The following is a 20,924-nucleotide window of genomic DNA, read 5'->3' on the forward strand; positions in this document are numbered from 1 at the left end:
CCACCGTCACAGGGGTATTCATGTCGACCGTCACCGCCGAAACCGAAACTCAGAGCGCACCACCTAGTAGCGCGACGCTTCCCGTGGTTCTCGCCGCTCAGTTCGTCACACCCATGGCCATCGCGGGCACCGCGATCGCACTACCGCTGATCTCACGGGATCTCGGCTCGAATCCCACTGCACTGCAATGGGTTGTCAACGGCTTCAATATCGCCTTCGCGCTCACCACGCTGCTGTGGGGCGCGGCCAGTGACCGCATCGGGCACCGGCGCACCTTCGGGATCGGCGCCGCGCTCGTCGTCGCGGGCAGCGTCGGCAGTGTCGTGGCTCCGAACCTGCTCGTACTCGACTCGGCCAGGGTGATCGCCGGTGTGGGCGCGGCGGCGATCCTGACCGGCGCCACCGCGCTGTTGTCGACCGCGTACGAAGGGCCGCGACGCATCCGGGCATTCGCCGTCTTCGGCACGGTGAACGGTTTGGGTCTGGCGCTCGGCCCGACCATCTCCGGCGTCTTGATCTCACTGCTGGACTGGCGGGGTGTGTTCGTGGTGCACGCGGTGATCCTCGCGGCCGCGGGCATCGGTACGCGCCTGCTGCCCGCGGCGAAACCCGCTGTCACCGAACACGGCCCGATCCTCGACCTCGGCCTGCTGCGCAATCGGGAATTCCTGGCGATGTGCCTGGTTCCGGTCGCCGGCTCGATCGGCTTCGTCACCCTGCTGACCTATTTGCCCTCGGCGCTCAGCGGCATCACCGACCTGTCGGCGGGCACCTCCGGGTTGCTCATGCTCGCCATGACGATCCCCGTCTTCGTCGCACCGGTCGCCATCGGGCAGCTGGTCACCCGCTTCCCCTCGCTGACGATCGGCAAGGTCGTCTTTCTCAGCCTGGTCGCCTTGATCCTCGGCAACGCGGGCGTTCTCGCGCTCTCCCAAGACCGTTCGGTGGCCTGGATCATCCTGCCGATGGTGCTGCTCGGCCTCGGCTTCGGCCTGCCCATCGGGCTGGTCGACGGTCACGCGCTGTCGGTCGTGCCCGCCGACCGCGGCGGAACCGCGGCGGGGGTGCTGAACTTCTTCCGCATCGGCAGCGAAGCGATCTTCGTCGCCGGATACGCCGTCGTGCTGTCCGCGGTCGTCGGCACCCAGCTCAGCGGATCGGCCGCCGACGACACCGCCGCCGGCCAATACGGGCACCCCGACGTCTACCGCTCCGCCTTCACCACCACAGTCGGCGTGCTCATCGCCCTGCTCGTCGTGCTCACCATCCTCATCGTCGTGGTGCGCGGCACCGCACGAGTCACCGAGAACCGGGAAATCGGTTCCAGCCCAGAAGGAGTCAGCTCATGACCCACGCACTCGACGCCGTCCGGGTCGATGTCGACGGCATCGCGAATATCGCACCGCCCACCATGATCGAACCGCTGCCGCAGCGCTCCACCGGCGGTTTGCCGCAGGTGAAATTGCCCAGCGGACATACGGCCGTGCACGTGACCTCGTACCGGGACGTGCACGCGGTACTGACCGACCTCAGTTTCGCGCGCGCGGAAACCAACGTCGACGACGGACCCAGCTTCCTGCCGACGATCATGCCGACGGAGATGCTGCTCAATCTCGACCATCCAGGGCACGGGCGGCTCAAAGGCTTCGTGGCGTCCGCATACAGCGCCGCCACGATGACCCGCCGGGTCCCCGCGGTCCACCGGGTCCTCGACGACGCGCTCGCCGAGTTGCGTGCGCAGCGGGCGCGTGGGTCGGCGGATCTCGTTGGCGCGCTGCTGGATCCGGTGACCATCGGAGTCAATGTGGACTACCTCGGCATACCGACCGCGGATATCGCCTATTTCCGGCATCTTTCGCGGGAGATGCAGCTGGCCCACGACACCGACATCGACCAGCTGCTCGCCGACTTCTGGACGCTCTATCACTACCTCGAGGATCTGATCGCCCGGCGGCGCGAGCTGCGACCCGGCCTGATCATCGACCTGCTCGAGGCGCGTGATTCGGTCTCGCCGCCGGTTTCCGACGCGGAGTACGCGGCCATTCTGCTCGGCTCCTTGGTCGGCGGTGATCAGAACATCCTGTCGGTGATCACCAAGATCGCCTACGTCGCGCTCGCGAGACCGGAGCTGTGGCAGTACCTGGTGCACAACCCCGACGCCATCCCTACCGCGGTGGAGGAGTTCCTGCGGTTGCTGCCGCTCGGCCGGATCTCGACCTTCCCCCGGGTCACCACCCGCGAGGTCACGCTGTCACACGGCGTGCTGCACCCCGGCGACATCGTGTACGCCGACGCGCATTCGGCGAATCGGGATCCCGAGGTGTACCCGGATCCGGCGGTCATCGATCCCGCGCGCGACGGGAAGCGGCACCTGCAGTTCGGGTACGGCATGCATCACTGCATGGGTGCGGCCATGGCGCGGATGGAGATCACCGAAGTACTGCGCAGGTTGGTCACCGAGCTACCGACGCTCGAACTCGCGGTTCCGGAGCATGAAATCCCCTGGGAGACCGGCGTTCTCGTACACCGGCCGACCTCGCTCCCGGTCACCTGGTAGCCGGCCGGGCCGGATGACGACCGCGGTCGGCGTCGAGGATCGCCCCCAGCAGCCCGGGGAACGCCCTCTCCATATCCTCGCGCCGCAGCTTCGTCATCCGGCCGTTGCCGACATCCCGCTGCCAGATCAACCCCGCCTTGCGTAAGACCCGAAAATGATGCGTCCGGGTCGACGGCGCCCACGGCATCCCGAACACACTGCAGAATTGCTCGGTGCCGTCCGGCTCGGCGTACAACTGCGCGATCACATTGCGCCGATTGTCATCCGCGAGAGCGGCCAGCACCGCGGAAAGATCGAACTCCTGGAGATCGGGATGTCCATCGGCATCGGCCACGATCCCATTCCTTTCCGCCGCGGCAGTCTTTTTGACGACTGTCATACCTATGACAGTCATAGTACCTACCGGGTCGACCTACCAACCGGGTTGCGCGGACGAGACTTGCGCGCATCCAGTTCGCCGCTGCGGGAATTGTCTTGGAATGGGTTGAGCGGCCCCGCGGCGCCCCGTTGGAGCGGGTACCGTCACGAGTGTCCGGCCGTTCCCGTGTCGCTGTCGCGGGCTTCGACGGCCTTGACGGTCTTACTGAAGGCCTGCGTCAAAACGGGTCTGCCGACGGTCCCGACCAGGGCTCCGAGGTGGATTGTGGACATTGTCTGCTCCTTCGCTCGAGAGATGACCGGGAGGATTCAGGGGGCGCTGAACCGCCCCTACACCTACGGCCACGGCATCGGCGCCGTTCCAGCTTGCTGCGCCAGGGCAGCGACGAGCCCGGAATCCACCCCACCGGAGACGACAGCGGTCACCGGCCTAGACCGGACCGCCGCCGTCATCTCCCGGCGTAGTGCCTCGATCTGCCGCGTCCCGGCGGCGACCGCGGACTCCCCCTGCACCGGGTCCGGCGTCCAGCGCAGGATGACTGTTTCGGTCGCCGATATGCGCCTGTCGCCCGTACGAGTGTCGAAGACGGTGCGCGTACCGCTCCCGATCGTGCGAGTCATCGGTCGGATTTCACGAATTCGTGCCGGTATATCCGCGCGATCGTCCGCGGTTGCGATGATGCGCGCCGTCAATTCGGCCAGATCGGTTCCTATGAGACAGCGGGCGGCGTCGGGGGCGATCCAGTAGTACAGGATCGTCGAATTCAGCCGACTGGTTCGCACCGTGACGTGCTCGGTGTTCCATTCTATGGACGTGATTTCCGAGTCATAGTTCGCCGTAGACGTTTGCCGCTCGAACTCGTCGACTACAAGGTGACCATAATCTGCCTGCTCAGCAGTCGCGCCCAGTCGGACGCTCAGACCTCCGAGGGCGCGGCGTATTTCCAAAAGAACGGAAGGATAGTTTTCCATGAGTCGTATCCGGAGAACTCATGCCACCGACAGGCGAACAATTTTGCGTGTCTGGTTCGGGAATGCCGCTCGCCCGTGTAGTACCCGCCGATTGTCCAGCACCATCACCTCACCTGCGCGCCACTTGTGGGTGTACAGGACAGCTGGCTTATGGAGTTCCGCCTCGATGCGTCGGAGCAGTTCAGCGCTCTCATCCGCGCTGTATCCGACCACCACCGCCGCGTCGTGCGTCCGTGTCGGATCGTCGGGATCGGTGAACCCGATGACCAGTCGACGCCGACCCGTGTCTGGGTCGATCTGAATAGGCTTCACTCGCGGATGCTCCGCTCTCCCTGGATGGTCCTTGTAGTAGTCAGCAATTCGGTTGCGGTACTCGACCAGGATTTCGTGCATGGTGTCCAGCAGGTCGTCTGGCGCCTGCTGGAAGAACGCGTCGCACATCGCTATCAACGATTCGCCGCCTTCATCCGGGGCCGCGACACAGTACATCCCGATGTATTTGACGGGCGGCCCGGCGTTGAACGGTGAGTCGGCATGCAGGCGCATCCCACGTTCGGTGAATTGCACGTTGTCGCTATCCTGCCGAGGCTCCAGGGACAGCTTCGTCCCGAAGTTGTACTCGACCGGATTGCCCAATTCCAACATTATCTCGTCCAACACGAGTGGACGCCCATCGCTCGGCTCGATGACGGCGAAGCCGAATTATTCGAGCCTACTTCGGATTTCTCCGGGGTTCGGGTACGCACATCTCACACGCCTCGCAACAGCACGCGCGTCTATTTCATCAATCATCATCATCCCCGCTCAGACATATTTCCACAGCGCGCCATTGCACTGCCATTGCAGAGGCGTTCGACCGGTATATCGGACGACACAAATAGCCGATAAACCCGCAAATCGCAGAATTGAAACCGGCGACAATCAGAATTACAACGATTCAGCCAGACCTAGATGGTCCGCGCTTGCTCGCAGCAAATAGATGGTGTCATCACTTACCCCCGATCAGAACACGTACTCCCAACCTGCCTTCGCAGACTAGAACAGGTTTCATTCGTCAGTCAACCGCTACCGCACACTCCACATGGTTGTTGGATCAAGCCAACGACACTCGAGAGGCACTGCGCCGCAACCCCTTTCACCGGACCGACGTCGGCCGATGCGGTACGTCACCGACCGAGACGGACAGCCCCGCCTGCAGTTGTGATATACATCACCCGCGGCGCCAGTAGAACTGGTTCTAGTGTGGATCGGTGGACTTAACCTATAAAGAGACACATCGGCAGATCGAGACCGACCAGGGCATTCTCCACTACCACGAAGCAGGCACCGGAGAGCCTTTGCTGTTACTCCACGGCTCCGGCATCGGGGTGAGTGGCTGGCGAAACTATCGCCGCAACCTCAGCGCTTTTGCCCAGCATTTCCGGTGCTACATCCTGGAATTTCCCGGTTTCGGGATCAGCGATCCGGTGGATGGACATCCGGTGCTGACCGCCGGATCGGCGGCACTCAGGTTCATGGATGCCCTCGAGATCGAGACCGCGGCTGTCATCGGAAACTCGATGGGAGGGGTGGTGGGCATCAACCTCGCCATCCGCAGTCCGCAGCGGATCAGCAGGCTGATCACCATCGGCGGCGTCGGTCCGAACATCTTCAGTCCGAACCCCAGCGAGGGAACCCGGCTGCTGCAGGAATTCGCCGACAGTCCCAGCAAGGACAAGCTCGTACGCTGGTTGATGTGCATGGTGCACGATCCCTCGATCGTCACCGAGGAATTGATCGAGGAACGGTGGGAAGCGGCCACAGGCCCGGCTTCGCAGGTAGCGCTCGCGGCGATGTACGGTTCCAAGGCTTTCGAGCTGCAACGGCAGATGCTGGCCAACTCTGACCGGCCACCGTACTGGTCGATGATGCATAAGGTCACATGCCCGACACTTCTCACCTGGGGAATCAACGACCGGCAGAGCCCCGTCGACATGCTCCTCGCACCGATGCGCCTCATTCCGAACGCCGAAGTGCACACCTTCCCCAATTGTGGCCACTGGGTGATGATCGAAGCCAAACAGGCATTCGAACGCCTGAGCCTCGAGTTCCTGCAGCGGTAGAGCAACCTGACGTGACCGCGTCGAGTCCCCTCCGACGCTCGCCCGGGGCTGCGGATGAACGTAGAGATCCGCGACGCGTTGCTGCAACTACGCCCCTATATGCACGACCTCACCGATACGACGCCTCTCCCCGGTGACAGTGGTCGGGATACAGGTCCGAGCGCGCACGCGCTACGCGTCGCCAGCGCGTTCTACGCCAAAACCACAGGCGCCCAACTTGAACTGACATCGAGGCAAGTGCGTATCGCGTCTGGGGCTCCGGGAGGTGACCCGGACGCCGAATTGCGAAGCCTGCTCGAGCTGGCCCGTGACTGGCCCGCAGCCAAATCGCGCGTGCACCAGGGGCACACAGTAGTGTCGCTGCCGGACCGACCGAACAAGGAGCAAGCCCGTTGACCCACGTGTCGAACCGCCCGGTCCAGCAGTTTCCGCACCCACGGTTCCGGCTACCGCTCCTCGGAGACGTCCTCACGATCAACCCTGCCAAACCAACCCAGGCGTCGATGGCCGACGCTCGCCGGTACGGGCCGATCTTCGAACGCCTCATCGTCAAGTACCCCATCGTCGTCGTCAGCAGCCCGGAACTGATCAGCGAGATCAATGACGAAAAGCACTGGACCAAAAACGTCGGCGTCCTGTTCAAGCTGATGCGCCCCATCGCCCGTGACGGCCTGTTCACCGCCTACAACCATGAGCCGAACTGGTCGAAGGCACACAACATTCTGAGCTCCGCATTCACCCAGGAGGCGATGCGGCGCTACCACCAGGCCATGACCGACACCGTCTTCGACCTCCTCGACTACTGGTCGGCGCGGCAAGACCAATGGGTCGACATCGCCGACTCCACCAACAGATTCACCCTCGAAGTGATCGGCCGCGCCGGATTCAGCTACTCGTTCGACTCGTTCACCCGCCGCGAGGAGCACCCCTTCGTCGCCGCGATGACCAGAGGTCTGCGCCACATCAACCGCAACGCCAACCTCCCCCCGGCACTGCACAACTTCCCCCGCCGCCGCGCCGAACAACACCGACGTGACATCGCCTACGCACACCAACTCGTCGACGACGTCATCGCCGCCCGCCGCCGCGAAGACCCCGACAGCACACGCGACCTACTCGGGCTGATGCTCAATCACGCCGACCCCGCCACCGGCGAGAAACTCGACGAGATCAACATCCGCCACCAAATCCTCACCTTCCTCGTCGCCGGCCACGAAACCTCCGCAGGCGCACTGGCGTTCGCGCTCTACTTCCTCGCCAACCACCCTGACGTCGCGGCCAAAGCCCGTGCGGAAGTCGATGAACGCTGGCCCGGCCCCGGGCGAGCCGACATCGAATACCCCGACGTGAGCAAACTGCGCTACCTGCGCCGCGTACTCGACGAGACACTGCGACTATGGCCGATCGCCCCCGGATACTTCCGAGAGGCCCGACACGACACCACCATCGGCGACGGTCGATACACCTTCGAAAAGGGTGACTGGGTTTTCGTGCTGACCCTCCAAGCACACCGCGACCCGGTCTGGGGACCCGACCACGACGAATTCGACCCCGATCGGTTCCTCCCCGAAAACCTGCGGAAGCTCGACGCTTATGTGTACAAACCGTTCGGCACCGGTGAACGAGCTTGCATCGGAAGACAATTCGCCTACCACGAAATCCTTCTCTCCCTTGCCCACATCATCCACACCTTCACCCTCGAACCCGAACCGGGCTACCGCCTCGACGTCCGCGAACAGATCACCCTCAAGCCCAACGGATTCCGCCTCAAACTGCATCAGAGGATCTAAGCGGTCCTACCCCGGCCAAACAGCGTCTATACGACGCGTCGACAAATCTCCGACTCGGCGGTACGCACCATGCCGACCCTGGACAATTCGCCAGCGAGGTAATCGACCCTTTTACCGTGGCAGGTGTTCTATGCCCTAGACGAGCGTCTCTGAAAGCTGTTGCGGGGCTGTCCAGTTCGGCAGCGCCGACGCCTGAGGGTCGTCTATCTCGTCCTCGCGGCGCGCGTGGAGCCGTTGCCATCCTGGACGTCGATGCGGTTGCGATCGATGACGTCGTCACGCACCGCCTGGTCGAGCACGCGACCCAGTGCGGCAAGGGTGTTCTCGATCGTCGACTGCCCGCATCCGTCGGCGATCCACCTGGCGACGGCCCGGTCCGCGACGAGCGCCTCTGAAAGCTGTTGCAGGGCTGTTCAGTTCGGCGATCCCCGCTCGGCATCGACAACCAGCCGTCGCCGAGTTCGCGGTCCGAGGCGCTTCCTCACGAAACCGAGCGGGTGGTCGTTCCTGGTCGCGCTATGCGCTGTATCCGGAGGTACCAGCACGGGACATGACGATGTTCGACACGACCGCGCGTGAGGACAGGCGAAGTAGGGAATCCACCATCTCAACGACGTCGCTCACGGCGAGCATCTGTTCCGGTGCGATCCGGTCGTGGATCCATGCACTCATGTCGGTGTCCACGTAGCCGGGAGCGATTGTGGTGGCGGTGATCCCGTTGCCGGATTCTTCGGCGTTGAGTGTCGCGAACAGCGATATCAGGGCCGCCTTGGCCGCACCGTAGGCCGCGAGACCGGCCTCGGCGTAGACGCCGGTGATCGAGGACAACGCGATCACCTTCGCGCCGCGTTCAGGCGCGAGAGCCGCTCCGGCGCGCAGCAGCGGGAGTGCTTGCTGGATCAGCTGGACGGGGGCACGGAGATTGACCGCGAAGGTCTTGTCGAACCGGTGTAGCGAGGCGTCTGCCAACGGTCCCGCGGTGCCGACTCCCGCGTTGAGGATCAGCGCCGAGAGAGCGCCGAACCGCTGAGCGTGTGCGTCGAGCAGAGTTTGCACCCCGTCGGCGTCGGCCATGTCCGCGGCCACGGTGAGGACGTCGGCGGCGCCCGCTGCGGAGAGTTCGTGGGCGACGACTGCGAGCCGGTCGGGATCGCGGGCGGAGATGGTCAGCCCGTACCCCTTTCGGGCGAGACTCGACGCGATTCCGAGTCCGATTCCCCGGGACGCGCCGGTGATCAGTGCGGTTGGTGTGGTGTCGGTCAATTCCGTACTCCGTTCAGTGCGCGCAGGCCCGCCGCCATGAATTCCGGTGTCGCCTCGGCCGCACGCGCGGCAGCTCGGCCGGAATCGGAGCCGTGCAGGGCTCGGTGCGTGATGCCCTCGGCGATGACGCCCAGTTTGAAGTTGGCCAGCGCCAAGTAGAACGACCAGTTGGCCAGGTCACGCCCGGAGAGCTCGGCATAGGAATGCGCCAGGTCCTCGGCGTCGGGTAGGCGGTCGCTGGTCCATGCGGCCTGGGAACCCAACACCAGGTCGAACGCCGGAGACCGGTAGACGCACATCAGCGCGACGTCGGTGAGGGGATCGCCCAGGGTCGACAACTCCCAGTCGACGACAGCCCGCACCCGCCCGGGATCGGCCGGGTCGACGATCGTGTTGTCGATGCGGAAGTCGCCGTGGACGATCGTGGCCGCCGATTCCGGCGGTATGGATCGGGTCAGCGCTGCGCGCAGCGCATCGACATCGGCGAGCTCTCGCGTTTTGACTCGGTCCCACTGTGCCGCCCAGAGCTTCACCTGGCGCGTGACGAAACCGTTGGGGCGACCGAATTCGGTCAGACCGATCGACCTGTGGTCCACCGCATGCAGGTCGGCCAAGACGCGCACCAGCTTCCCCACTGCGGAAGCCAGCTGATCGTCGGTGAACGCCGCGAGGTCGGCTTGGTCGCGAATCACGGCACCGTCGACGAATTCGACCACGGTCATCGGGACGCCAAGGGTGACGCCGTGTTCGTCGAAGGCGATCGTCTCGGCGACCGGGACCGGGGAATTCCGCAAGGCCCGCGTAACGGTGAACTCGCGCGCCATGTCGTGGGCGGAGGGTGTCAGGCCCGCTACCGGGGGCCTGCGGACAACCCATTTCGACTCATCGTCGAAGGCTAGATAGGTCAGGTTCGAGCGCCCTCCGCCGATCGGCTCGACGTTGAGCTCGCCGCGTACCTCGACGCCGTGTTCTTTCAGAAACTGCTGTAGGGCAGGGATGTTCATGTCGGTCCTGGTCATTCGCCACTCCGCTGCGCGCGTTTGGCGGCGCTGACGACCCGTTTGGCGATCGCCCATCGGTGGACTTCGGAGGGGCCGTCGTAGATGCGGAACGGGCGCACTTCGCGTGAGAGCCGAGCCAAAGGCAGGTCTTCCGACACTCCGAGGCCGCCGCACATCTGCACGCTGCGGTCGACGATCCGGAAGATCGCCTCGGCCGCGAAGGCTTTCGCGATCGAGGTCGAGTTCGCCGCGGCCGCACCGGAATCGAGTTCCCAGCACGCCTGCAGCATCAGTGCCCTGGTGGCGGCGATGTCGATCTCGTTGTCGGCGATCATCTTCTGGGTCATGCCCAGGTCACCCAGGCGGGAGCCGAAACCGTGCCGTTCGGCCACATGAGCCACGGCGACGTCGTGGCCGCGGCGCGCGGCCCCCAGCCAGCGCATCACATGCGTCATCCGCGCAGGCCCCAGCCGTACCTGAGCGTGTTCGAACCCGTGGTCCACCGTTCCCAGGACCGCCGAGTCGGGGACGAACACATCGTCGAAGACGAGTTCGCAATGTCCACCGATCATCGACTTGTCCAATGTGTCGATGTGGCGCACGAGCCGAATACCTGGGGTGTCGCCTGATGCCAGGAACATCGTCGCGCCACCACGCTGTCCCGGCTCGCCGGCAGTGCGGGCCATGATGATGAACAGGTCCGCACCGTCCGCGCCGGTGATGAACCACTTCCGTCCGCTGATGCGCCAACCGCCATCGCATCGGACCGCGCGCGTCGTCAGGGCCGAGGGATCCGAGCCGGCGCCCGGCGACGGCTCGGTCATGGCGAAGGCCGAGCGAATCTCACCGCGGGCGAGCGGTTCGAGGAACTCGGATTTCTGCTGCGGGTTGGCGACCTCGGCGAGCAGGTGCACATTGCCCTCGTCGGGTGCGGCGATGTTCAGCGCGAGGGGGCCGAACAGCGAATAGCCCGCGGCCTCGAAGATCGGCGCACGCTCGGCCATGCCGAGACCGTGCCCCCCGTACTCGACCGGCGCATGCGGCGCGAAGACTCCGGCATCGCGGGCCGCCTGCTGCAATTTCACCCGCAGCTGATCGCCTCCCGCCGCCGTGATGTCGCCACGGTGGGCGTCCTCGATGGGCAGCACCTCGGATGCGATGAAGTCACGGGTGAGCTCGGTCAGCGCACGGACCTCAGCCCGCTGGGACAAATCGATCGCCACAGACACTCCTCGTCGTTCTTGCCGAACGTTCACTCGGCCTAGACCGGAGGTACCGTGACATAAACGTCAACTAGCTGTCAATATTGGAAAGACAGCAGCGCCAGTTGTTCAGATATTCTGAACACGAGAACCCAGCAGACCGAGCGCGAAGCGCGCATAGTCCGTGGCGATGCGTTCTGGACTCGAGTGCCCGTTGTCGCGATACCACTGCGACAACGACGTGCACATCGTCGAGATCGCCCGTCCTGCATGACGGCTGTCCGTGGCGAAGAGACCTCGGTCGACCCCCTCGGCGATCTCGGCATCCAGCAGATGCTGCAGGTCGTTTCGAAGCGCACTGATCCTGCGCCGGTTCGCCGGTTCGAAACTGCGCATTTCGCTGGCGCCGATCAGAGCCAGCTTTCGCCGGTGCATATGGAACAACGCCAGCGCCTCGACCATCAGCGCGACCCGTTCCACCGGATCCGCACCTTCGTCGCGAGCCGCGGGCACCCTGACGAACAGCTCGTCCATCGTCATATCCAGACAGGCCACCAGCAGGTGCTGCTTGCTGCGGTAATGGTGGTACACACCCGGCACGCTCATGCGCGCCCGCGTCGCGATCGACCGCATCGTCGAGCCGTGGTAGCCCTTGTCGACGAAGTCGTCGATCGCGGCCCGCAGCACCGGGTCGAGCTTCACAGGACCGAACACTCGCCAGGACTGGTCGGCCCGCGCGGCAGACGGGCGCGACACGACGACCTGCGGCTCGACACTCCTCTCGAGGTCAGGATCACCGAGTCGGTCAAGCAACTCTCGAGCGTCGACATCGAGAGCTGCGGCTATCGCATGGAGCCGACCGATGTCGACACGGGTCTTGCCGTTCTCGATCGCACTGACGGTGGCTGGACTGACTTCGATCCGGGATGCGAGCTCGCGCAGGGACACCCCTTGGCCAGACCTCGCAGACCGGATGGCCCGACCGACCTCACGCGCCGACGGAAGATTCCACTCGCTGTCCATTCGTTCAGATTATCTGAACATGAAAGGCTGTAAGAAATCCTCGACCGCTCGCGGTGACCTGCATATCGCGCTGATGCCACTTGCGTTCCAAGGCGCGACGTTGTCCGATCGTCCGATCGGTAATCTCCCTACGCCGCTTTCGCCGCCGACCCGATCACCGGACCGCACTCTCCTGGGCTCAGGAGAGCGCGGTCCCCACGATATCCGGCGCGATATCCAGCACCAGAAGTGCTGCGGCGACATGTGTTGGGTTGTCTTCCACCTTGACCACCGAGAGTTCGTTGGCACGGGAGACCCGGCGCTCGATGGTGTTCCGGTGGGCGTAGAGCTTGGCCGCCGCCCGAGTGGTGTTGAAGCCGCACTGCACGTAGGTCAGGAGAGCGTTCCGCAATACTTCGTCCGCTTCGGACAGTGGTCCGAGAGTCTTGGTGACGAACCGTTGGGCGCAGGCGCGGTCCTTCGTGAGGCCGTCGATGAGCTCGACGTCCGCGTACGCCGTGAAGCGTCGAGTCGACCCGAGTCGAATGACCATGGCCTGGGCGGCGAGGGCGTCCTGGTGGCTGGACCTGAACCCGTCGAGTCCGTGTCCCGGCCGTCCGACGGCCGCTCGCACGTCCTCGGCCTTCGCCACGATCTTCTCGACCTGGCGCAGGTCCGGTGTCGCGGAATCGGAGAGCCAGACCCACCGCGAAGTAGCGCTGGCACGAGCTACCAGGGCGCTGCGCCCCGCCGAAGCCGAACGCACGGCCGCGACCACCTCGTCCACTGCTCCGGCCTGCTGCGGATCGTCGGTCCACAAGACGAGACCCACGTGTGCGCGCGACATCCGGTACCTCAGGCGCCCCTCCGCGAGGTCCTCGGTGATCGGAGCCCCACAGGCGATCAGTTGGATCAGGGCAATCGCCTCGGCGTCCGCATTACCCATCGCGGCCGCAAGGCTTGCCTCGCGCAACGCCGAGACCGAGTCGACGGCGTACTGCACCATCGACTTCGCCGACACGTCGAGGACCTCGACAAGGAGGTCGGAGTTCTCACACCGCGCCGCGCATTCTTCGAGCCATCGGCGCCAGCCGATACCGAGGGCCACCCGCCACCCGCCGACGAAATCAGGCGCGATGCCGCGGGAGACGAGGTCGTGAATGTACGCCGTTGTCCTCGGGCCGATGTAGGGCTCCACCCTTCGACCCGGTTGCTGGACGTTCGAGGTGAGCCACTGGACAAGCTCGGAGCGGTTGAGGTGGCGGTCCTCCTCGACCAGCGAGGCATCCGAGAGCAGGGCAGGATCGTTCTGCGCCGTGAGGGAGGGTCCTGCGATCGCCTCGGTCAAGACGTCGGTGTCGGTCAACAACAGCTGGCACAGCGACCGGATCGCGTCGGCGACCTCGGGCGTAGGCCGGGGCCACAGTTCCTCCATGTTCTCAGTCTGCCCTGCCGCTTAGCTTCACCGAACCCGACCGCGACGGGTGCACGGTGCACCCCCGCGGACAAAAGGAGGTGCGCGCTGTCGTTGTGTCCCGAAACCGCGGTTCGAGACAGTTGACACACCAACGACGGGCCCAACGAAGGAGTTGGCGGTGAAGGACCTTTTCGACGGACACGGCTTGGCCATGGCGCCGTACATCGGGTCGCTGATCGGCAGTCGGCGCCGCGCCCGTCGCGCAGTGCCACTCAGGTGCACTGAGAAAGGCGCGGTGCGGTGAACGAGCGAGCGACTTCGACACCGCGCGAGGAGCTTGCGGCAGCGGCTGTGGCGCAAGTGAAGTACTACAAGCAGCGATGCGGGATCACCGCGTTCCTTCGTTCCGGCAGTGGTCCGATCTTCGTCCCGGCGGGGCTCGTCGGCGCGATCGTGGTACCGGCCGCGCTGGCCGCCGGCCTGGTGCGGCGGCTGCCATTCGTGGTACCGGTGATCATCAACCGGCAAGTTGGCCGGCGAACGACCTGGACGCTGCTCACCGCGCCCGTTCCCAGCCACCTGCGCCGCAGTGCGCGCACCGCAGAGTTACTGCACCGGTGGGGAGCCGGCATCGTCGGCGACGGTCAGGAGATCCTGTTGCCCTCCCCCGGCGATCCGGCACACCGCTGGCACGGGTCCGCCCCCACCGACCGCTACCGCCCCTCACCGGTGTCGATCATCGCGGCCCTGCGCAAGCGGTGAGCCGGCATGCCCGCGAAGCCCCGGACAGAGACTATTCCTGGATACCGCTGCACATCGCCGGGATTCCGGCACAAATGACGTCGACATAGGCTTGGACGCGCGCCGGATCTCGGTGTGAGGCCCATTGCACGACGAGCGCATCAGTCGCGCCGATCAGCACCGATGCGAGCGCCTCGACGGCTTCCGGGCGTGCGGACAGGCCTGCTGCGCGCTGAAGAACGTCGGCTACCGCTCGCAGGTAGACGTTGTACGCCTCGGCCGCCAGGGTCGGCCGATTGCGGACCATCCACAGGTAGAGGTCGAGCTGAGCCAACGCGTAGTCGGGATGCTCCACGACCCAGTGCCCCGAATGTCGAACGAGGTCTGTGGCGGTCGCCTCCAGATCGCCCAACTCGATCAGAGCGAACGGTTTGGTGGCCTCGGCGGCGAGATTCTCGAAGACCGCCCGGAAGAGACCGTCCTTGTCGCGGAAGCAGTAATGCAGCGATGCGAGTGGCGCGTCGGCCGCTTCGGTGATCCGGCGGGTCGTCGCGTTCGCGACTCCGTGCTCGGCGATGACACGAACCGCCGCTTCGAGGATCTGCACAGAACGATCCGCTGTCGGCACGTGGGCCAACTGGTCCACCCCTCTCGCTCATCGGCACTTGGCACCTTGCCAATTTTGACTAAATCAAGTGTACAGGCCCTATTTCGTCGTCGATCACACGCGACCTCAGGAGGTCCGCCGCCCCGCCGCGACAGGCGAACGCGCCCGGCGACTCCGCCGATCGAATCAGGCAATCGAATCAATCGATTTAGTCGAAATACTTGATCAAGCGCTTAGCGACCCCTATCGTTCACATGTGCCTCAGGTCACATTCCTGACAGCCCGATGTGCCATCCGACGAAGACGATGAACGCCGTCCAGGGCTGGGTCTGGGGTCTGCTCGAATCCAATGAACGAACGGAAGTGCCAATGACCATCGATGACCCCAACGCCCCACCGGTTCAGCAGGATTCGGAGGGAGCCCAGCGTCTGCGGGGCAACCTCGGGATCGTCCAGCTCGTCTTCACTGTCTTGGCATTCAACGGCCCGCTCGGGGTCGTGGCCGCGTTCGCGCCGGTGGTCATCGGCTATGGAAACGGCATCGGAGCGCCCGTCGCCTACATCGCCGCGGCGGCTGTTGTTGGCTTGTTCGCCGTCGGTTTCATCAAGATGTCGCGCCACATCACCAATCCGGGCGGCTTCTACTCGTTCGTGACGGCCGGACTCGGCAGGGAGATCGGCCTCGGCGCGTCCTTCCTCGCTGTCACCTGCTACTACATCCTCCTCTTGGCCGTATACGCCGTAGCGGGCCTCTACCTCGAGATCGTCATCGGCGGCTTCCCGTGGTGGGTTTGGGCGCTGGTCCTGCAGGCAGTCGTCGGCGCATTCGGTTATTTCAACCTGGACTTCTCCGCCAAGGCGCTCAGCGTCTGCTTGTGTCTGGAGGTCCTGTTCGTCGCGGTATACGACGTATTCGTCGTGGCGAAGGGCGGCGCGATGGGCATCGGTGCCGATTCGTTCCTGCCGGATAACGTCTTCTCGGGCAACGTGGGCATCGCCCTGCTGTTCGGGATGCTGTGCATGGCCGGCTTCGAGGTGACCGTCGTCTTTCGCGACGAGGTCCGCGACCCCGATCGGACCATCCCGCGCGCGACCTACGCGTTCATCGCGCTGATCGGCGTCGTGTACGCCGTGTCGACCTGGGCCATCATCCTGGCGATCGGCCCGGCGGATGCCGCGGCCCAGACGGCCGCCGATCCGACTGGATCGTTCCTCAACACCCTGAACGCGTACGTGGGCGCCTTCGCTTCCGATCTCGTTGTGCCACTTCTCACTACGGCCGGATTCGCCGCGCTTCTCGCCACACACAACATCCTTGCCCGGTACGCGTTCAACCTCGGGGTGGATGAAGTGCTGCCGCGGCGAATCGGATTCGCCCACCCACGCCACGGGTCTCCGCACCGGGCCTCGGCCATCATCTCGGCCCTCGCTCTGGTCGGTTTCCTGGCGTTCGTCGTGTTGGGCGCCGAGCCGAAGCTGCTCTACGCGCAGCTTTCCGGCGCGTTCGGCTACGGCCTGATCACCCTGATGCTGATCACATCCGCCTCGGTCATGGCGTTCATGGCTCGCCACCGGCCCGACGACACGACTGCCTGGCACCGGCAGGTCGCGCCGGCCCTTGCGCTCGTCTGCCTCGCGATCGTCCTCTGGCTCGCGACAACCAACATCTCCGTGCTGATCACGGCGGGGACCGGAGTGGTAGTCGGCATGCTGGCGCTGCTCTATGGATCTGTTCTTCTCGGCGCCGCCTACGCCCGGAAGCTGCGTAGTACTCGCCCGGAGACCTACGCCAAGATCGGGCGGCAGTAGCCGCGCCCACCGCGGGCACCTGCGCTCAGCAGGTGCCCGCCACCTCCTTCGGAAGACGAAAAGATATATAGGAGAAGGAATCTTGGAACAGCAACCGAAGTTCGACGTCGCGCTCCTTGGCTGCGGAAACATGGGAGCGGCCCTCGGGCGCGCGCTGCTCGCGGCGGGGTACAGCGTTACTGCCTGGAACAGGTCCCCCGAGAAGTCACGAGCCCTCGAGCCGTTCGGGGCCCGGTCAGCACACACCGCGGATCAGGCGGTGGGGTCGGCGCGAGCAACCATCACCTGCCTGCGCACCTACGACGACGTCGAGAAGGTCCTCGGAACGGTCGACATGCCGGACGGGCACACGCTGATCAACGTGACCACCGGTGCCCCTAGCGACGCCGACCGGCTGCAACGGTGGGCCGAGACCCAGCGAGTGCAGTATCTCGACGGGGCCATTCTGGCCTTTCCCGAGCAGATCGGAACCCGGACCTGTCAGCTTCTCGTGGCAGGTTCGCCGGAGGTCTGGGAGGCCAACCGGGAACTCATCCGCGCCATGGGCGGCGCATCGCGACACGTCTCCGGCGACGCCAAGGGAGCGAACGTCCTCGACCTCGCCGGGGTCGGCGCGTTCTACGGCGTGAGCATCCTCGGCTTCATCGAAGCCGCCCGGTACGTGACGGCCTGTGGCGTTCCCGTCGACGAGCTGCTCCTGGTGGCTCGACAGCTGGACGGAATTCTGCACACCGCCCAACAGCAGTGCGTCGAAAGCCTGACCACCGGCGACTTCTCGACCGACCAGGCCACCATCGACGTCTACCACTCGGGCTCCGTGACCTTCCGGGAAACGCTGAACGACCGCCTCGGCTCGGCACCCATGGTCGAGGCAGCGGCGGAACTGCTGGCCCGCGGAGTCGACGCAGGCTTGAGCGAACAGTCCCTCTACGCGTTGTTCAAGCTGTATGACACCCGCGATGTGAACAAGGATGTCGCACAAGCTGGATGACAATGTCGTCGGCCCCGAAGCTCTCGGTCGTGAGCTTCGGGGCCGATGAGATCACGGCGTGGACGGTGGAGATCCGAGGCCATGCTCTTCCGCCGCTCGGGCTCGCAGCAGATACTTCTGGGTCTTGCCCGTCGACGTCTTGGGAAGCGGACCGAACAGAACCCTGCGGGGAGCCTTGTAGCGCGCCAATCGCTGCTTGACGTGTTCTACGAGCTCGTCCTCCGTCGCGTCGGCGCCGGGAACCAGATGTACGAAGGCGACAGGGATCTCGCCCCAGCGAGGATCCGCGGTTCCGACGACGGCCGCCTCGAGCACGAAAGGGTGCTCCGCGAGCACATGCTCGACCTCCACGCTGGCGATGTTCTCTCCCCCGCTGATGATGATGTCCTTGCTCCGATCGCGAAGCTCGATGTATCCGTCGTGATGGCGCACCGCGAGATCACCGGTGCGGAACCAACCGTCCGGAATCGCTTCGCCGGTGGCGATTTCGTCGTCGAGGTATCCGAGCATGACATTGTTGCCACGGAGCGCTATCTCACCGACCGTCGTGCCGTCGGCGGGCACATCGTGTCCGGCACCGTCGACCACCCGCGGCGGCAGAGACACGACGTTGCCGACGCCTTGGCGCGCCTTGAGCCGGATCACGGTCTCGTCGTCGTGATCCCGCCACTCGGGCACCGCCTCACAGATGAGTGCGGGCCCGAAACTTTCGGTCAGTCCGTACAGGTGCGTGACATCGAACCCGAGACGCTCCATCCTGCGCAGCACCGCGGGTGCGGGGGGCGCACCCCCGGTGCCAACCGAAACGGCGCGGGACAACGTCGTGGCAGCGTCGAAGTAGGCGATCGTGTCGAGCACGGCGGGGGCGCCGTTGAGGCTGGTGATCCCCTCCAGCTGGAGCAATCTCCAGATCTCCGCGGGATCGACCTTGGGCAGGCAGACGTGCGTGCCGCCGGCCGCGGTGACAGCCCAGGTGAAACACCAGCCGTTGCAATGGAACATGGGCAATGTCCACAGATGGACGGAGTCGGGCCCCAGCCCGAAGTGACTCGCCATGGCCAGCGACTGCAGATAGGCGCCGCGATGGTGGTACATGACCCCCTTCGGCGCTCCCGTGGTGCCGGAGGTGTAATTGATTGCCAGCAGCGATCGTTCGTCGGTGATCTCTGTCCAGAACGGTGCGGAACTCGCGATCAGATCCTCGTAGCCGGAGTCGGCATGTCCTGAACCGATGACCACCGGAGGCTTCTCCATGCCCGCGCACACCTCGTCGACGAGGGACGCGTACCGGGCGTCGCAGATGATCACGCCGCTGCCGGAATGCTCCAGGATGTAGGACAGCTCCCGGATGCCGAGTCGGGTATTGAGAGCAACCAGGGGAACCCCCGCCAAGGGCACACCGTAGTGGGCTTCGAGCAGTTCATGGGTGTTGGGCGCCATGATGGCCACGGGCCTGCCCGCGGCGATCTCTCGTAGTCCGCCCGCGAGCCGACCGCACCGCTCGCGGAATTCGGTGTAAGTCCAGCGCGATTCGCCGTCGACGACAGCGATTCGTGATCCGTGCGCGGCGGCGGCTCGGTCGAGAAACGCCGTGGGTGTCATCGCCGCCCAGGCGTGCGTCGCCTCAGACATAGCGGAGCACGCCGTCGTCGACCGACTCCAGCAGTCGGACGGTCTCGTCATAGTTCTGCGGGTTGAGCCACGGCTCGCGATCCCCCTGCGCGGGCATCCGGCGGGCAGCTCTCTGCATGTACCCCGAGGTCACACCCGCGCTGTAGGGAAGCCGCGGCATGTCGTCGTCGCCAGGCGCCAGCGTTGGCGTGACTCGTGCCGCGCCGATCTCGTCCATGTGCCGGAGCACCCGGCACAGGAAGTCGTCGACCACTTCGATCCGCAACGTCCACGACGAGTTCACGAACCCGAAGGCGTAGGTCATGTTCGGCACGCCGGAGAATGCCAAACCCTTGTAGGTCCAGCAGCGCCCGAAGTCGACGATCTCCCCGTCGACGTCGAAGGTCGCCTCGCCGCCCAGGACGAGGTTCAGCCCCGTCGCCTTCACGACGATGTCGGCGTCGACATGAGTCCCGTCCTGCATCGCTATGCCTGCCGGGGTGAGACGCTCGATGTGGCCGGTCACCACGTCCGCCGATCCGTCCCGGATGGCCTCGAAGAGATCGCCGCCGGGCACCACGCAGACGCGCTGATCCCAGGGCTCGTAGCTCGGCGTGAAGTGGGCTTCGCGGACCTCGACACCGACGACCTCGTCGATGGCATCGAAGATCGTCTTCTTGAATTCCTCCGGGTACTGCCGCGCCTGGCGGTAGGTCTCCTGCTGGGCATACAGATTGCGCAGGCGGATCTGACGAAACGCGTCTTCGGGGCCGACCTCCTCGCGCAACCGCTCGGCTTCGGGATCGACCACTGGCGCGATGTAGACGTAGGTGGGCGACCGCTGGACCATGGTCACCTTCGCCGTCTCGCCCGCCAGGCTGGGAATCAGCGTCACGGCGGTGGCTCCCGACCCGATCACCGCGACGTTCTTGTTCCGGTAGTCGAGGTCGTCCGGCCATTCCTGCGGGTGGACCACGCGCCCCTCGAACGACTCCTCGCCGGGAAGCTCGGGGTTGAAGCCCCCGCGGTAGCTGTAGTAGCCGGTGGCGAGGTGGAGGAACCGGCAGCGCAGCCGCGTCTCGCCGTCCTTGTCGTGCAGTGTGAGTGTCCAGATGTTGTCGGCGCTGCTCCACGAGGCGGCGATCAGGCGCGTGCCGAACCGGATCTTCTCGGTGATCCCGAATTCTGCCGCGGTCTCCCGCAGGTAGTTCTTGATCGCCTCGCCGGACGCGATCGCCTCCGGTGCGGTCCAGGGCTTGAAGCCGTAGCCCAACGTGAACATGTCGCTGTCGGAGCGAATGCCCGGGTATCTGAACAGATCCCAGGTGCCGCCCACGGATTCGCGCATCTCCAGCACCACGAAGCTTTTGTCGGGGCAGTTCCGCTGTAGATCCGCGGCTGCGGCGATGCCGGAAATACCAGCGCCGACGATGACGACGTCGACCTCGGCCAAGCCGTTCAATTCCATCTCCTAATCCGTT

General features: G+C 65.0%; 20 protein-coding genes. 8 read left to right on the plus strand and 12 right to left on the minus strand.

Features of this window, described 5'->3' with window-relative positions; translation table 11 throughout:
- The first annotated feature begins 20 nt into the window (after positions 1–20).
- Both CRP45_RS30815 and CRP45_RS30820 read left to right on the plus strand, forming a co-directional pair.
- Positions 21–1,349, plus strand: coding sequence for an MFS transporter (locus CRP45_RS30815; protein WP_097248162.1), 1,329 nt, complete (start codon positions 21–23; stop codon positions 1,347–1,349).
- Positions 1,346–2,557 (plus strand): cytochrome P450, encoded by a 1,212-nt coding sequence (locus tag CRP45_RS30820; RefSeq protein ID WP_097248163.1) that lies wholly within the window; start codon positions 1,346–1,348, stop codon positions 2,555–2,557. The genes CRP45_RS30815 and CRP45_RS30820 overlap by 4 nt, the downstream gene beginning before the upstream one ends.
- On the opposite strand, the gene CRP45_RS30825 is transcribed toward CRP45_RS30820, so the two are convergent.
- The 4 genes from CRP45_RS30825 to CRP45_RS30835 all read right to left on the minus strand — a co-directional run bounded on the left by CRP45_RS30825 (position 2,547) and on the right by CRP45_RS30835 (position 4,543).
- Complete coding sequence (locus CRP45_RS30825) at positions 2,547–2,891, minus strand: ArsR/SmtB family transcription factor (RefSeq protein ID WP_097248329.1); 345 nt, start codon at positions 2,889–2,891, stop codon at positions 2,547–2,549. The two genes, CRP45_RS30820 and CRP45_RS30825, sit on opposite strands and share 11 nt — an antisense overlap.
- A gap of 188 nt (positions 2,892–3,079) precedes the next feature.
- A complete protein-coding gene (locus CRP45_RS35025; protein WP_281256228.1) occupies positions 3,080–3,208 on the minus strand; it encodes a hypothetical protein in 129 nt (42 codons plus the stop codon).
- Positions 3,209–3,271: 63 nt separating this feature from the next.
- Positions 3,272–3,907, minus strand: coding sequence for an asparagine synthase-related protein (locus CRP45_RS30830; protein WP_097248164.1), 636 nt, complete (start codon positions 3,905–3,907; stop codon positions 3,272–3,274).
- A gap of 18 nt (positions 3,908–3,925) precedes the next feature.
- Positions 3,926–4,543, minus strand: coding sequence for a TauD/TfdA dioxygenase family protein (locus CRP45_RS30835; protein ID WP_179831069.1), 618 nt, complete (start codon positions 4,541–4,543; stop codon positions 3,926–3,928).
- Between the two features lie 614 nt (positions 4,544–5,157).
- Here CRP45_RS30835 and CRP45_RS30840 point away from each other — a divergent pair.
- Genes CRP45_RS30840 through CRP45_RS30845 form a run of 3 tightly spaced genes read left to right on the plus strand, consistent with a single transcriptional unit; the run spans position 5,158 to position 7,799 of the window.
- Positions 5,158–6,009 (plus strand): alpha/beta fold hydrolase, encoded by an 852-nt coding sequence (locus CRP45_RS30840; protein WP_097248166.1) that lies wholly within the window; start codon positions 5,158–5,160, stop codon positions 6,007–6,009.
- A 54-nt stretch (positions 6,010–6,063) separates the two neighbouring features.
- Positions 6,064–6,405: a DUF6545 domain-containing protein gene (locus tag CRP45_RS35365; RefSeq protein ID WP_425436992.1), complete on the plus strand. Its 342-nt coding sequence runs from the start codon at positions 6,064–6,066 to the stop codon at positions 6,403–6,405.
- Between the two features lie 5 nt (positions 6,406–6,410).
- Positions 6,411–7,799 carry a cytochrome P450 gene (locus CRP45_RS30845; RefSeq protein WP_097248167.1) on the plus strand — a complete coding sequence of 463 codons (1,389 nt, stop codon included), beginning with the start codon at positions 6,411–6,413 and terminating at the stop codon, positions 7,797–7,799.
- Positions 7,800–8,315: 516 nt separating this feature from the next.
- On the opposite strand, the gene CRP45_RS30850 is transcribed toward CRP45_RS30845, so the two are convergent.
- The 5 genes from CRP45_RS30850 to CRP45_RS30870 form a co-directional block, all read right to left on the minus strand.
- Positions 8,316–9,062: an SDR family NAD(P)-dependent oxidoreductase gene (locus tag CRP45_RS30850; protein ID WP_097248168.1), complete on the minus strand. Its 747-nt coding sequence runs from the start codon at positions 9,060–9,062 to the stop codon at positions 8,316–8,318.
- Entirely contained in the window at positions 9,059–10,081 is a 1,023-nt protein-coding gene (locus CRP45_RS30855) for a phosphotransferase family protein (RefSeq protein WP_245910620.1), read from the minus strand. The genes CRP45_RS30850 and CRP45_RS30855 overlap by 4 nt, the downstream gene beginning before the upstream one ends.
- On the minus strand, positions 10,078–11,286 hold the full coding sequence (locus tag CRP45_RS30860; protein ID WP_097248169.1) for an acyl-CoA dehydrogenase family protein: 1,209 nt from the start codon (positions 11,284–11,286) through the stop codon (positions 10,078–10,080). Before CRP45_RS30860 ends, CRP45_RS30855 begins: the two co-directional genes overlap by 4 nt.
- A 108-nt stretch (positions 11,287–11,394) precedes the next feature.
- A complete protein-coding gene (locus CRP45_RS30865) occupies positions 11,395–12,288 on the minus strand; it encodes a TetR-type transcription factor C-terminal domain-containing protein (protein WP_097248170.1) in 894 nt (297 codons plus the stop codon).
- 178 nt (positions 12,289–12,466) lie between these two features.
- Positions 12,467–13,702: a PucR family transcriptional regulator gene (locus tag CRP45_RS30870; protein WP_097248171.1), complete on the minus strand. Its 1,236-nt coding sequence runs from the start codon at positions 13,700–13,702 to the stop codon at positions 12,467–12,469.
- A 282-nt stretch (positions 13,703–13,984) separates the two neighbouring features.
- Between CRP45_RS30870 and CRP45_RS30875 the strand changes: the two genes are divergently transcribed.
- A complete protein-coding gene (locus tag CRP45_RS30875) occupies positions 13,985–14,446 on the plus strand; it encodes a hypothetical protein (RefSeq protein ID WP_143861581.1) in 462 nt (153 codons plus the stop codon).
- Positions 14,447–14,477: 31 nt separating this feature from the next.
- Here CRP45_RS30875 and CRP45_RS30880 read toward each other — a convergent pair whose 3' ends face one another.
- Complete coding sequence (locus CRP45_RS30880) at positions 14,478–15,032, minus strand: TetR/AcrR family transcriptional regulator (RefSeq protein ID WP_179831071.1); 555 nt, start codon at positions 15,030–15,032, stop codon at positions 14,478–14,480.
- A 369-nt stretch (positions 15,033–15,401) separates the two neighbouring features.
- On the opposite strand from CRP45_RS30880, the gene CRP45_RS30885 reads away from it, so the two are divergent.
- Positions 15,402–16,841, plus strand: a complete 1,440-nt coding sequence (locus CRP45_RS30885) for an APC family permease (protein WP_097248331.1) — start codon at positions 15,402–15,404, stop codon at positions 16,839–16,841.
- Positions 16,842–16,923: 82 nt separating this feature from the next.
- Positions 16,924–17,832, plus strand: coding sequence for an NAD(P)-dependent oxidoreductase (locus tag CRP45_RS30890; RefSeq protein WP_179831072.1), 909 nt, complete (start codon positions 16,924–16,926; stop codon positions 17,830–17,832).
- 51 nt (positions 17,833–17,883) lie between these two features.
- Here the strand turns inward: CRP45_RS30890 and CRP45_RS30895 are convergent, their stop codons facing one another.
- Entirely contained in the window at positions 17,884–19,464 is a 1,581-nt protein-coding gene (locus CRP45_RS30895; protein ID WP_097248175.1) for an AMP-binding protein, read from the minus strand.
- Positions 19,457–20,911: a flavin-containing monooxygenase gene (locus tag CRP45_RS30900; protein ID WP_097248176.1), complete on the minus strand. Its 1,455-nt coding sequence runs from the start codon at positions 20,909–20,911 to the stop codon at positions 19,457–19,459. Before CRP45_RS30900 ends, CRP45_RS30895 begins: the two co-directional genes overlap by 8 nt.
- Positions 20,912–20,924 lie beyond the last annotated feature (13 nt).

This window comes from Nocardia amikacinitolerans, assembly GCF_900215415.1.
Classification (GTDB): Bacteria; Actinomycetota; Actinomycetes; order Mycobacteriales; family Mycobacteriaceae; genus Nocardia; species Nocardia amikacinitolerans.

Excerpts from the sequence above, each read along its gene's own strand:
- CRP45_RS30820 (WP_097248163.1), top strand. The coding sequence starts at position 1,346 with ATGACCCACGCACTCGACGCCGTCCGGGTCGATGTCGACGGCATCGCG.
- CRP45_RS30900 (WP_097248176.1), bottom strand. The coding sequence starts at position 20,911 with ATGGAATTGAACGGCTTGGCCGAGGTCGACGTCGTCATCGTCGGCGCT.
- CRP45_RS30855 (WP_245910620.1), bottom strand. The coding sequence starts at position 10,081 with ATGACCAGGACCGACATGAACATCCCTGCCCTACAGCAGTTTCTGAAA.
- CRP45_RS30895 (WP_097248175.1), bottom strand. The coding sequence starts at position 19,464 with ATGTCTGAGGCGACGCACGCCTGGGCGGCGATGACACCCACGGCGTTT.
- CRP45_RS30830 (WP_097248164.1), bottom strand. The coding sequence starts at position 3,907 with ATGGAAAACTATCCTTCCGTTCTTTTGGAAATACGCCGCGCCCTCGGA.
- CRP45_RS30885 (WP_097248331.1), top strand. The coding sequence starts at position 15,402 with ATGACCATCGATGACCCCAACGCCCCACCGGTTCAGCAGGATTCGGAG.
- CRP45_RS30865 (WP_097248170.1), bottom strand. The coding sequence starts at position 12,288 with ATGGACAGCGAGTGGAATCTTCCGTCGGCGCGTGAGGTCGGTCGGGCC.
- CRP45_RS30870 (WP_097248171.1), bottom strand. The coding sequence starts at position 13,702 with ATGGAGGAACTGTGGCCCCGGCCTACGCCCGAGGTCGCCGACGCGATC.
- CRP45_RS35025 (WP_281256228.1), bottom strand. The coding sequence starts at position 3,208 with ATGTCCACAATCCACCTCGGAGCCCTGGTCGGGACCGTCGGCAGACCC.
- CRP45_RS35365 (WP_425436992.1), top strand. The coding sequence starts at position 6,064 with ATGAACGTAGAGATCCGCGACGCGTTGCTGCAACTACGCCCCTATATG.
- CRP45_RS30815 (WP_097248162.1), top strand. The coding sequence starts at position 21 with ATGTCGACCGTCACCGCCGAAACCGAAACTCAGAGCGCACCACCTAGT.